Raw genomic sequence first — 13114 nt, forward strand, 5'->3', positions numbered from 1 at the left:
ACTCCTCCTTATCGCCCGATTTCTTTTTCGTGTGGCAATACTGTATCCGCATAGATTTCCGTCGGATATTCACCTGTGAAGCACGCAAGACATTGTCCGCAGTTTTTCATTTCAGAAGGCCTGCCGATCGCAGCAAGCATTCCTTCCGCCGATAGGAACGTCAGTGTATCCGCTCCAATCAATTCCCGTACTTCATCCACTGAACGCCCTGTAGCGATCAATTCGGAATCCGTACTAATGTCGACGCCATAAAAGCAAGGACTCACGAGCGGAGGCGCCGCGATGACGACGTGTACCTCTTTCGCACCGGCTTCCTTCAGCATGTTGACGATCCGTCTTGAAGTCGTCCCGCGGACAATCGAATCGTCCACCATGACGACACGCTTCCCTTCGACTACCTGATGCACTGGGGATAGCTTCATCTTTACGCCTCTCTCGCGCATCGCCTGCGTCGGTTGGATGAACGTCCTGCCGACATACCTGTTTTTAATCAAACCTAATTCATACGGAATACCGCTTTCTTCCGAAAATCCGATTGCTGCTGAGATGCTCGAATCCGGAACGCCTGTCACGACATCCGCTTCGATCTTCACTTCCCTTGCAAGCTGCTTGCCGCAACGTTTCCGTGCCATATGGATATTAATGCCGTCGATGTCCGAATCCGGCCTTGAAAAATAGACATACTCCATCGAGCAGATCGCCCTGTCCGCAGCTTCCGCGAACCGGTAGGAATTCAGCCCTTTATCGTTGATGACGATCAATTCGCCAGGCTCAACCGAACGGATCGTTTCCGCACCGATTAAATCGAACGCACACGTTTCAGATGCGACAACCCATGCATCTCCCAATTTTCCTAGAGACAATGGCCGTAAACCATTCGGGTCTTGCGCGACGAGCAAACCTTCCTCCGTCAAAATGACAAATGCGAATGCGCCTCTCAACATCGACAACGCCTTTTTCACACGGTCCCGCTGTGTCAATGAACCGCCGCTGCTCCGTTTAATCAAATGAGCGAGCACTTCGGTATCGGACGTCGTTTGAAAAATGCTGCCCTGCTTTTCAAGACTTTCTTTCAAATCCTTCGCATTGACTAGATTGCCGTTATGCGCAATTGCCAAACTGCCCGTCATCGAACGGAAGACGAGCGGCTGTACGTTTTCCGCGCCCCGCCCTTCCTCCGTCGTGTAGCGGACTTGGCCGATTGCCGCATGTCCCGTCAAACCTTTCAATGCATCACCGGAAAACACGTCATTCACAAGGCCTTCGCCTTTCACGACATGAAGCCCTTTGCCATTCTTCGTGACGATCCCTGCGCCTTCCTGCCCACGGTGCTGCAGCGCATGCAAGCCGTAATAGCTCAGCTGCGCCGCATCTTCATGCCCCCAAATGCCGAACACTCCGCATTCTTCGTTCAGGCCTCTGAGTTCAGCAAGCATGGGATTGCCCCTTTCCACGCGGACCGGAATTCTTCCACCGTTCCGTCGATTAAAACTGTATCGTTGTCGTTTTTAATGATGATTTTATCTTGATCGGTTACTGTGCCGATTTTCACTGCATCTTGTACTAGCGCTTCAAAAGCTGTCATATGCTCCTCTTTCACCGTCACGAGGAAGCGCGATTGCGTTTCACTGAATAAAGCCGTCACCGCTGATCCTTTAACAGTCACTTCAGCTCCAAGGCCTTCCGCATCGAATGCCTTCTCGCAAAGTGCAATAGCGAATCCGCCTTCGGACAGATCCGTCGCCGATTGGACGAGCTTGCTTTGAATCGCTTTTAGGAGCGATTGTTGACGGGATGCCTCCACTTCAAGATCAATTGCAGGCGCTTTCCCGAAAATTTTGCCATGGATCATTTGCTGAAGCTCGCTGCCGCCAAATTCTGTCGCCGCTTCGCCAATCAAGTAGATTGCGTCGCCTGCTTGTTTGAATGAAGTCGTCGTCACTTGCGACAGATCATGTACGAGGCCAACCAAGCCCATCGTCGGAGTCGGATAGACCGGAACCCCATTCACTTCATTCGACATCGAGACGTTCCCGCCGATGATCGGTGAATTCAACGTACGGCAAGCTTCTGCAATGCCATCTGCCGATTTCTCGATTTGCCAGAACACTTCTGGCTTGTCCGGACTTCCGAAGTTCAGGCAATCCGTTGCCGCAATCGGCTCCGCGCCTGAACAGATCAAGTTACGAGCCGCTTCCGCAACTGCAATCTTCCCGCCCGTTTCCGGGTCGAGGTAAATATAGCGGGAGTTGCAATCCGCTGTCATCGCAAGGCCTTTATTCGTACCGCGGACACGGATGACACCGGCTGATGAGCCTGGTGCTACGACCGTATTCGTACGCGCCTGCGTATCGAATTGGCTGTACACCCACTCTTTCGACGCAATTGTCGGCCGTTGCAATAACGCTGACAATGTCCCTTTCAAGTCTTCGACTGCCGGCTCCTCATTGTCCATTGCCTGGAATTCTCTGAAGTAAGCAGGCTCTTCCGATTTCTTATGATAGACAGGTGCGTCTTCAGCGAGAATATCCGCCAAGATTTCCGCGACAACTTCACCTTTATGTGTAAGCCGAAGCATTTTGTCGTCCGTCACTTTCCCGATCGCCACTGCTTCTAGCTCGTATTTCTTGCACAAGTCGATGATTTCCTGCTCACGTCCTTGCTTCACGACAACGAGCATCCGCTCCTGCGACTCGGACAGCATCATTTCATAAGCAGTCATGCCTTCTTCGCGCTGTGGAACGAGATCCAAGTTCAACTCAACTCCATATCCAGCTTTTGAAGCCATTTCCGCCGAAGATGAAGTAAGTCCTGCCGCCCCCATGTCCTGTATGCCGATCAATGCATCCGACTTCACCAATTCAAGGCAAGCTTCCATGAGCAGCTTCTCAAGATACGGATCTCCCGCTTGCATGACTGGCAGCTCTTCCTCTTTATCGACCGCAACTTCAGATGAAGACATCGTCGCGCCGTGGATTCCGTCCCTGCCCGTCTTCGCGCCGACATACAAGACCGTATTGCCGACTCCGGAAGCAAGACCTTTCTGGATATCTTCGTGATTCAACAATCCGACAGCCATTGCATTGACGAGCGGACGTTTCGAATAGCAATTATCGAACTGGACTTCTCCCGCAACCGTCGGAATGCCGATCGTATTTCCGTAGCTAGCAATCCCTGCAACCGCCTGTTCAAATAAATAACGGTCGCGCTCATCCGTCAAATCACCGAAACGCATCGAGTTTACAAGTGCCACTGGACGAGCACCCATTGAAAAGACGTCGCGGATAATACCGCCCGCTCCTGTCGCCGCACCGATGAACGGCTCGATAGCAGATGGGGAGTTATGCGATTCCATTTTGAAGACAGCCGCCTGATTATCCCCGATATCGACGATACCAGCACCTTCTCCGGGACCTTGCAACACACGTGCACCTTCCGTAGGGAATTTGCGCAATACCGGCTTCGAGCTTTTATAAGAACAATGCTCCGACCACATCGCCGAAAACAATCCTGTCTCCGTGTAATTCGGAAGACGTCCGATCATCTCGACTGCACGATCGAACTCCTCATCCGTCATTCCCATTTGGCGATACAGTTTTTCATCTTTGATTTGCTGAGCTGTTGGTTCATGCATGGTTGGCATTCTTCTCACTCCAGTTCTTCAAAATTGATCGGAATAAAGGCAAACCGTCCGTTCCCCCGATGATTTCCTCTACCGCGCGTTCAGGAAGCGGCATCATGCCAAGGACATTTCCTTGTTCATTCAAAACTCCTGCGATTGCGTCCACACTGCCATCAAGATTGCCGTCATTGTAAGCAAATACGATGCGGTTCTGCTCTTTCAATTGCGCTGCTGTTTCCGTATCGACAAAATAATTACCGTACTCATGGGCGAATGGAAGCGTAATTTGATGCCCTTGCTCATAAATGCTCGTAAAAGTAGATGTTGAATTTTGAACCGTGAGCTTCGCATTGCCGCTTCTGAATTTCAATCCTTTATTCCGCAAGAAAGCACCGGGAAGAAGTCCGGCTTCAACGAGGATTTGAAAACCGTTCCCTACGCCGAGCACCGGCTTGCCGGAAGCTGCGAATGCCTTCAAGCTGTCAATCGATTTGGAGCTTTGTGCAAGAGCACCCGGGCGTAAGTAATCGCCGTAGGAAGCTCCTGTCGGAATGACGACAGCATCGTAATTGTGTAAGTCGGCATCCATATGGCTGACGATTTCTGCACCGACGCCAACGATATCCAAGAGGGCATGATACATGTCCACATCACAGCTGGATCCGGGGAAACTTAAAATAGCGAACCTCATTTGCCCGCAACCTCCCCGATTTCAAAGCTGTAGTCCTCGATCACTTTATTGACAAGAAGCTTATCGCACATTTCTTTCACACGCGCTTCAATTTCACTGTCCGTTCCTGACAGCTCAAGCTCGATCAGCTTTCCGATACGGACGCTTTCGACTTCATTGAACCCCAATGTTTGAAGTGCCTCCTGTGCAGCAATTCCTTGTGGATCAACAACACTTTCGCGTAATGTTACGTAAACGTTCACTTTTGTCATGTCAATTTCCTCCCGAATGGATGTTAGTTTGTCATCGAATTGGTGCTGCAAATTTCAAGACCAGATGCCTGTCGAATCGATTTCTTCCAATGTCTTCTCTATATCTTCGGTCATGATTGTCACATGTCCCATTTTCCGTTTTTCTTTCGCCTCGGCCTTCCCGTACAGGTGGATTGACCAGTCAGGATAGTTCATAACCACTTTCTTCAAAGGCACGACATGCTCCCCGAGCACGTTCACCATGATCGATGGTGCCCATAGCTTCGGCTTGCGCAGCGGCCAGCCGCACACCGCACGGATATGCTGATGGAACTGGGATACGTTGCACGCCTCGATCGAGTAGTGACCTGAATTATGCGGCCGCGGGGCTAGCTCATTAATGACAATTTCATCGTTTTCCAGCACGAACATTTCAACGGCAAGCGTCCCGACTAGTTGTAGATGATCTGCAATTCTTTTCGCCGCATCTTCCGCCTTCTCGACGACTGCATCCGCAACTCTTGCTGGAACGATTGATTCATGCAATATATGATTCTTGTGAATATTTTCGGCGACCGGAAGGCAATAGGACTCTCCATCCGGGTTGCGCTGGATGATGACGGATATTTCCGTCTTGAAAGGGACGAACGCTTCCGCAATGCAAGCTGAATGGGCGAAGAGCGATTCCGCTAGCTCGAGGTCGTTTGCCGACTCAAGCTTCACTTGCCCTTTCCCGTCATAACCGCCGTAAGCAGTTTTCACGATGCATGGGAATCCGACCTTATCGATTTCCTTTATTAATTCACTGAATGACGCGGCAACGACATAGTTTGCAACAGGCGCACCGGATTCTTTAATTTCCGCTTTTTCCGCAATCCGATTTTGAGTGATCCGTACTAGCTCTGCTCCTTGAGGGACATAAGCGATTTGGCTGAGTCTCTCTAGGCCTTCGAAATCGATGTTTTCAAATTCGTACGTGATGACATCACTCACTTCGCCAAGCTCCTCGAGTGCCGCCTCATCGTCATACGGAGCGACGATGCGGATATCAGCAATCTGGCCGCACGGTGAATCCATCGTCGGATCGAGCACTGCAATTTTGAATCCCGCTTCCTTTGCGGCTAGACCCATCATCCGGCCGAGCTGTCCTCCGCCGATAATTCCAATCGTCTGTCCAGGTAAAATCGTCTTCATTGCAACTCACCACTGCTTTCCAATGCCGCATCCCGCATTTGTTCCCGACGTTCTTCGAGACGGCTGCGCAACGTAGAATCGTGGACGGCTAAAAACTGGGCAGCGAGCAATCCGGCATTCGTAGCGCCGGCTTTGCCAATCGACACTGTGGCGACTGGAACGCCTCCAGGCATCTGGACGATGGAAAGTAATGAATCCATCCCATTCAACGCCTTTGATTGAACCGGAACGCCGATGACCGGCAACAGCGTCTTTGCAGCCACCATTCCGGGAAGATGGGCAGCGCCTCCTGCACCGGCTACAATCACTTCAATCCCACGGTCCTGGGCCTGTTCCGCAAACTCAAACATGAAATCCGGTGTACGGTGCGCTGAAACGACCTTCTTTTCATAGGCAACACCCAACTCGTCCAATATGTCGCAAGTATGCTTCATCGTTTCCCAATCACTTTTACTCCCCATGATCACGCCGACTTTCGGTCCCATAGACAATCGCTCCTTTTGTAGACTACTGAAGAATTTTCCTTACTTACTTTTGCAATAAAAAAATCCTTGAATAAGCCGCCTTCCAAATGCATGGAAAGCAGTTCATTCAAGGATATTCAATAAGCGTTAAGATGAACGTATCCATTAGATATGGCACACCCTTCGCTGAATCCTAAAAATCGCTTTCCCGCATAGTCCGGACATTTACGGTGTCCTGGTAGAAACGCTGAAGCCAATCCTTCAGCATATATGTGGGTTATCTAACTACAATCAGTGTAACAACTGAATTCGAATACGTCAATAAAAAATACGAACAATGGACAATCAAGCATGTCCATTGTTCGTATAATAGGTTGTTTTATTCATCTAGAATCCCTTTAAACTTAATGAGCTGACGAATTGGGACATACTCGCCATTCTTCTCAATGAAGACCGGCTCCTCCATCCGGCCCGCTACACGATAACCTGCCGCAGCCAATCGGTTCAAGCACTCCTCAATTGACTCGCCTTCTTCGACTTCAAACCATACCGTTTTCTTCTTTGCACTCATTTGAACAAATTTCCTCTCCTAACAGTCTTCACCCAAAATCCGCCGTGAATCGTCTTTGGCTCATACGCAACAATAAAAGCCTTCGGATCAATCTGTTTGATCGTCTCATACAACTTCAATTCATCTTTTCGGGGCGTCAAAATCTGCATCGCCGAACGACTCCCTTCCAATCCGTGCGCAGACCAGTCCGTCACCCCATACCCTTTTTCCCGCAAAAGCCTCGGCATCTCATAATCGATACCGGCCGTAATGACATTCACCGTAATATAACCGAGCGCCATCTTCTCCTCGATTTTCGTCCCGATAATGACTCCACTGCCGTATCCTAACGCATACGCAATTATATTTTGTATTTCATTCAGATTATCCAATACCAATCCAAGACCGACAATATAAATGACAATCTCAATCATACTCACGAAGGCAGCAGAATAACGATAGCCCTTCAAAGTTAGAATCATCCGGATCGTAAAGAAAGATACATATACAATGTTAATGACAAATATGATCAATACCATTTTCATTCTTCATCAAACCTCCCAATACTAGGTTGACCTCCATCGTATCGTGCAAAGCAATGGATTACAAGGAATTGTTGTTGTGGAATCGTGGGACATTTAGAGGATTTTAGTGTAATTCACAGGAATTTTGTTGAGAAAGGGCGGGTTAAGCGGGAGAGACGCGATTCTTGTGGAAATGCGGTTTATGGAAGGATTTCTTTGGGCGTGGGAGGCTCTTTGGGTGCGAGAGGGCTTGCTTTGGACGTGGACGTTATTTTAGTTTGTCAAAAGCACCGGGCGCGGCATATCAGATGATCTTGGAATACATTATCCTTCCGCGAAATAGGTCATCATTACCGCGGCAAACACCATGACTTGAAAATTGCCAAGTCGCGCCAAATATCTTTAGTTAAAAATAAATTTAAACATAAAAAAACCATTCCCCACAGGGAATGGCCTTTGCCCGGCGACGTCCTACTCTCACAGGGGGAAGCCTGTTCCCTGCGTAATTTGCACCGTTGGTGTAAATTACGCAAAGCGGCTGCGCCGCTTTACTACCATCGGCGCTGAAGAGCTTAACTTCCGTGTTCGGGATGGGAACCGGTATGACAGATATCTATTGCAGATATTTAACCTTCGGTTATATTTTTGAACATAAAAAAACCATCCCCCACAGGGGATGGCCTTTGCCCGGCGACGTCCTACTCTCACAGGGGGAAGCCCCCTACTACCATCGGCGCTGAAGAGCTTAACTTCCGTGTTCGGTATGGGAACGGGTGTGACCTCTTCGCCTTCGTCACCAGACTATGTATGAACGATGCTTGTTCGTTCAAAACCGGATAAAACCAACATTGTCGCTGAACGTCAAGTTCAACCGTACTTAAATAACTTAAGGTTAAGTCCTCGATCGATTAGTATCCGTCAGCTGCACGTGTCGCCACGCTTCCACCCCGGACCTATCCACCTCATCTTCTTTGAGGGATCTTACTTACAAATGTAATGGGAAATCTCATCTTGAGGGGGGCTTCATGCTTAGATGCTTTCAGCATTTATCCCGTCCACACATAGCTACCCAGCGATGCCTTTGGCAAGACAACTGGTACACCAGCGGTGTGTCCATCCCGGTCCTCTCGTACTAAGGACAGCTCCTCTCAAATTTCCTGCGCCCGCGACGGATAGGGACCGAACTGTCTCACGACGTTCTGAACCCAGCTCGCGTACCGCTTTAATGGGCGAACAGCCCAACCCTTGGGACCGACTACAGCCCCAGGATGCGATGAGCCGACATCGAGGTGCCAAACCTCCCCGTCGATGTGGACTCTTGGGGGAGATAAGCCTGTTATCCCCGGGGTAGCTTTTATCCGTTGAGCGATGGCCCTTCCATGCGGAACCACCGGATCACTAAGCCCGTCTTTCGACCCTGCTCGACTTGTAGGTCTCGCAGTCAAGCTCCCTTATGCCTTTGCACTCTACGAATGATGTCCAACCATTCTGAGGGAACCTTTGGGCGCCTCCGTTACACTTTAGGAGGCGACCGCCCCAGTCAAACTGCCCACCTGACACTGTCTCCTGCCCGGATCACGGGCAAGGGTTAGAAGTCCAATACAGCCAGGGTAGTATCCCACCATTGCCTCCTCCGAAGCTGGCGCTCCGGATTCCAAGGCTCCTACCTATCCTGTACAGGCTGCACCGGAATTCAATATCAGGCTACAGTAAAGCTCCACGGGGTCTTTCCGTCCTGTCGCGGGTAATGCGCATCTTCACGCATATTATAATTTCACCGAGTCTCTCGTTGAGACAGTGCCCAGATCGTTACGCCTTTCGTGCGGGTCGGAACTTACCCGACAAGGAATTTCGCTACCTTAGGACCGTTATAGTTACGGCCGCCGTTTACTGGGGCTTCAATTCGAAGCTTCGCTTGCGCTGACCTCTCCTCTTAACCTTCCAGCACCGGGCAGGCGTCAGCCCCTATACGTCACCTTACGGTTTTGCAGAGACCTGTGTTTTTGCTAAACAGTCGCCTGGGCCTATTCACTGCGGCTCTCTCGGGCTTTAACACCCTACCAGAGCACCCCTTCTCCCGAAGTTACGGGGTCATTTTGCCGAGTTCCTTAACGAGAGTTCTCTCGATCACCTTAGGATTCTCTCCTCGCCTACCTGTGTCGGTTTGCGGTACGGGCACCTCCCGCCTCGCTAGAGGCTTTTCTTGGCAGTGTGAAATCAGGGACTCCGGGGATAATTCCCCTTGCCATCACAGCTCAATGTTATAGGAACGGGATTTGCCTCGTTCCACACCTCACTGCTTGGACGCGCATGACCAACAGCGCGCTCACCCTATCCTTCTGCGTCCCCCCATTGCTGATAACGGCGGGGAGGTGGTACAGGAATATCAACCTGTTATCCATCGTCTACGCCTTTCGGCCTCGACTTAGGTCCCGACTAACCCTGAGCGGACGAGCCTTCCTCAGGAAACCTTAGGCATTCGGTGGAAGGGATTCTCACCCTTCTTTCGCTACTCATACCGGCATTCTCACTTCCAAGCGCTCCACCAGTCCTTACGGTCTAGCTTCGACGCCCTTGGAACGCTCTCCTACCACTGACACCATAGGTGTCAATCCGCAGTTTCGGTGATCCGTTTAGCCCCGGTACATTTTCGGCGCAGCGCCACTCGACCAGTGAGCTATTACGCACTCTTTAAATGGTGGCTGCTTCTAAGCCAACATCCTGGTTGTCTGGGCAGCGCCACATCCTTTTCCACTTAACGGATACTTGGGGACCTTAACTGGCGGTCTGGGCTGTTTCCCTCTCGACTACGGATCTTATCACCCGCAGTCTGACTCCCAAACATAAATCATCGGCATTCGGAGTTTGTCTGAATTCGGTAACCCGGGATGGGCCCCTAGTCCAAACAGTGCTCTACCTCCGAGATTCTTTCGTTTGAGGCTAGCCCTAAAGCTATTTCGGAGAGAACCAGCTATCTCCAGGTTCGATTGGAATTTCACCGCTACCCACACCTCATCCCCGCACTTTTCAACGTACGTGGGTTCGGGCCTCCAGTAAGTGTTACCTTACCTTCACCCTGGACATGGGTAGATCACCTGGTTTCGGGTCTACGACCCCATACTCATTCGCCCTATTCAGACTCGCTTTCGCTGCGGCTCCGCATTCGCTGCTTAACCTTGCATGGAATCGTAACTCGCCGGTTCATTCTACAAAAGGCACGCCATCACCCATTAACGGGCTCTGACAACTTGTAGGCACACGGTTTCAGGTTCTTTTTCACTCCCCTTCCGGGGTGCTTTTCACCTTTCCCTCACGGTACTGGTTCACTATCGGTCACTAGGGAGTATTTAGCCTTGGGAGATGGTCCTCCCGGATTCCGACGGAATTTCACGTGTTCCGCCGTACTCAGGATCCACTCTGGAGGGGACGGACTTTCGACTACGGGGCTATTACCCGCTATGGCGGACCTTTCCAGGCCTCTTCGTCTAATCCGTCCCTTTGTAACTCCGTATAGAGTGTCCTACAACCCCAGGAAGCAAGCTTCCTGGTTTGGGCTCTTCCCGTTTCGCTCGCCGCTACTAAGGGAATCGATGTTTCTTTCTCTTCCTCCGGGTACTTAGATGTTTCAGTTCTCCGGGTGTGCCTCGTTCACGCTATGTATTCACGTGAACGTACTGCCCCATTACGGGCAGTGGGTTTCCCCATTCGGAAATCTTCGGATCACAGCTTACTTACAGCTCCCCGAAGCATATCGGTGTTAGTGCCGTCCTTCATAGGCTCCTAGTGCCAAGGCATCCGCCGTGCGCCCTTTCTAACTTAACCTTTATACGAATTTCGATAAGCTGCGCATTGCGTTGTCAGCTCAGTCGATCAGTCAGTCACGTACTGAAGTACGCTCCTTCCCTCTCTCCATCGCTTCCTAACACTGCTTGCTTCTCGTAATCCTCGGGTGAGTAGTGGTACTTAGCGATAAGTACACAAACTACTGATTAAAAAAGTATCGTTCAATCACAAAAGTGATCGACTCGGTTGATTACTTGATGTTTTGTTGCTTCAATGTCGTTTTATCCAGTTTTCAAAGAACAAGTTTTGAAGTCATCATGAAAGATGAACCTTCAAAACTGAACGCAAAACGTCAACGTATGAACCCAAGGTTCATATTCCGTAATTATCCTTAGAAAGGAGGTGATCCAGCCGCACCTTCCGATACGGCTACCTTGTTACGACTTCACCCCAATCATCTGTCCCACCTTCGGCGGCTGGCTCCCGTAAGGGTTACCCCACCGACTTCGGGTGTTACAAACTCTCGTGGTGTGACGGGCGGTGTGTACAAGACCCGGGAACGTATTCACCGTGGCATGCTGATCCACGATTACTAGCGATTCCGGCTTCATGCAGGCGAGTTGCAGCCTGCAATCCGAACTGGGAACGGTTTTATGGGATTGGCTCCCCCTCGCGGGTTTGCAGCCCTTTGTACCGTCCATTGTAGCACGTGTGTAGCCCAGGTCATAAGGGGCATGATGATTTGACGTCATCCCCACCTTCCTCCGGTTTGTCACCGGCAGTCACCTTAGAGTGCCCAACTGAATGCTAGCAACTAAGATCAAGGGTTGCGCTCGTTGCGGGACTTAACCCAACATCTCACGACACGAGCTGACGACAACCATGCACCACCTGTCACCGCTGTCCCCGAAGGGAAAGGCGTATCTCTACACCGGTCAGCGGGATGTCAAGACCTGGTAAGGTTCTTCGCGTTGCTTCGAATTAAACCACATGCTCCACCGCTTGTGCGGGTCCGCGTCAATTCCTTTGAGTTTCAGCCGTGCGGCCGTACGCCCCAGGCGGAATGCGTAAGGCGTTAGCTGCAGCACTAAGGGACGGAAACCCCCTAACCCTTAGCACTCATCGTTTACGGCGTGGACTACCAGGGTATCTAATCCTGTTTGCTCCCCACGCTTTCGCGCCTCAGCGTCAGTTACAGACCAGAAAGCCGCCTTCGCCACTGGTGTTCCTCCACATCTCTACGCATTTCACCGCTACACGTGGAATTCCGCTTTCCTCTTCTGTACTCAAGTCCTCCAGTTTCCAATGACCCTCCACGGTTGAGCCGTGGGCTTTCACATCAGACTTAAAGGACCGCCTGCGCGCGCTTTACGCCCAATAATTCCGGACAACGCTTGCCACCTACGTATTACCGCGGCTGCTGGCACGTAGTTAGCCGTGGCTTTCTAACGAGGTACCGTCAAGGTACGGGCAGTTACTCCCGTACTTGTTCTTCCCTCGCAACAGAGCTTTACGATCCGAAAACCTTCTTCGCTCACGCGGCGTTGCTCCATCAGACTTTCGTCCATTGTGGAAGATTCCCTACTGCTGCCTCCCGTAGGAGTCTGGGCCGTGTCTCAGTCCCAGTGTGGCCGATCACCCTCTCAGGTCGGCTACGCATCGTCGCCTTGGTAGGCCATTACCCCACCAACTAGCTAATGCGCCGCGGGCCCATCCTGCAGTGACAGCCGAAACCGTCTTTCAGAGTTCCTCCATGCGGAAGAACTGATTATTCGGTATTAGCCCCGGTTTCCCGGAGTTATCCCCATCTGCAGGGCAGGTTGCCCACGTGTTACTCACCCGTCCGCCGCTAATATCAGGGAGCAAGCTCCCATCAATTCGCTCGACTTGCATGTATTAGGCACGCCGCCAGCGTTCGTCCTGAGCCAGGATCAAACTCTCCATAATAGAGAAATTCGAGTAGCTCGAGTTTCTTGCTGGCATCATTTAAGATGTCAATTCGAATCCGAAGATTCGTTTGTTCCTTTCACCGACGGGGTCGGCTCCAGAACTTTAT

8 protein-coding genes, 3 rRNA genes and 1 riboswitch are annotated in these 13114 nt (G+C 50.9%); all 11 genes read right to left on the reverse strand.

Features of this window, described 5'->3' with window-relative positions; translation table 11 throughout:
• Positions 1 to 8: 8 nt before the first annotated feature.
• The 11 genes from purF to NIT04_RS14600 all read right to left on the reverse strand — a co-directional run bounded on the left by purF (position 9) and on the right by NIT04_RS14600 (position 13005).
• Complete coding sequence (gene purF, locus NIT04_RS14550) at positions 9 to 1436, reverse strand: amidophosphoribosyltransferase (protein WP_252504258.1); 1428 nt, start codon at positions 1434 to 1436, stop codon at positions 9 to 11.
• Entirely contained in the window at positions 1412 to 3643 is a 2232-nt protein-coding gene (gene purL, locus NIT04_RS14555) for a phosphoribosylformylglycinamidine synthase subunit PurL (RefSeq protein WP_252504259.1), read from the reverse strand. The genes purF and purL overlap by 25 nt, the downstream gene beginning before the upstream one ends.
• On the reverse strand, positions 3627 to 4313 hold the full coding sequence (gene purQ, locus NIT04_RS14560; protein ID WP_252504260.1) for a phosphoribosylformylglycinamidine synthase subunit PurQ: 687 nt from the start codon (positions 4311 to 4313) through the stop codon (positions 3627 to 3629). The genes purL and purQ overlap by 17 nt, the downstream gene beginning before the upstream one ends.
• Positions 4310 to 4564, reverse strand: coding sequence for a phosphoribosylformylglycinamidine synthase subunit PurS (gene purS / locus NIT04_RS14565; protein ID WP_252504261.1), 255 nt, complete (start codon positions 4562 to 4564; stop codon positions 4310 to 4312). Before purS ends, purQ begins: the two co-directional genes overlap by 4 nt.
• Positions 4565 to 4618: 54 nt before the next feature.
• Positions 4619 to 5737, reverse strand: coding sequence for a 5-(carboxyamino)imidazole ribonucleotide synthase (gene purK, locus NIT04_RS14570; RefSeq protein ID WP_252504262.1), 1119 nt, complete (start codon positions 5735 to 5737; stop codon positions 4619 to 4621).
• On the reverse strand, positions 5734 to 6222 hold the full coding sequence (gene purE, locus NIT04_RS14575) for a 5-(carboxyamino)imidazole ribonucleotide mutase (RefSeq protein ID WP_252504263.1): 489 nt from the start codon (positions 6220 to 6222) through the stop codon (positions 5734 to 5736). The genes purK and purE overlap by 4 nt, the downstream gene beginning before the upstream one ends.
• Before the next feature lie 172 nt (positions 6223 to 6394).
• Positions 6395 to 6495: riboswitch (purine riboswitch) on the reverse strand.
• An 85-nt stretch (positions 6496 to 6580) separates the two neighbouring features.
• Positions 6581 to 6772 (reverse strand): NETI motif-containing protein, encoded by a 192-nt coding sequence (locus NIT04_RS14580; protein ID WP_252504264.1) that lies wholly within the window; start codon positions 6770 to 6772, stop codon positions 6581 to 6583.
• Positions 6769 to 7296 carry a DUF2179 domain-containing protein gene (locus NIT04_RS14585; RefSeq protein ID WP_252504265.1) on the reverse strand — a complete coding sequence of 176 codons (528 nt, stop codon included), beginning with the start codon at positions 7294 to 7296 and terminating at the stop codon, positions 6769 to 6771. Before NIT04_RS14585 ends, NIT04_RS14580 begins: the two co-directional genes overlap by 4 nt.
• A gap of 664 nt (positions 7297 to 7960) precedes the next feature.
• A 5S ribosomal RNA gene (rrf, locus tag NIT04_RS14590) occupies positions 7961 to 8076 on the reverse strand.
• An 87-nt stretch (positions 8077 to 8163) separates the two neighbouring features.
• Positions 8164 to 11097: ribosomal RNA gene (locus NIT04_RS14595) — 23S ribosomal RNA — on the reverse strand.
• Positions 11098 to 11453: 356 nt separating this feature from the next.
• Positions 11454 to 13005: ribosomal RNA gene (locus NIT04_RS14600) — 16S ribosomal RNA — on the reverse strand.
• Together the 16S, 23S and 5S rRNA genes form the textbook arrangement of a ribosomal RNA operon.
• Positions 13006 to 13114: the final 109 nt, after the last annotated feature.

The organism is Sporosarcina sp. Marseille-Q4943, assembly GCF_943736995.1.
Taxonomy (GTDB): Bacteria; Bacillota; Bacilli; order Bacillales_A; family Planococcaceae; genus Sporosarcina.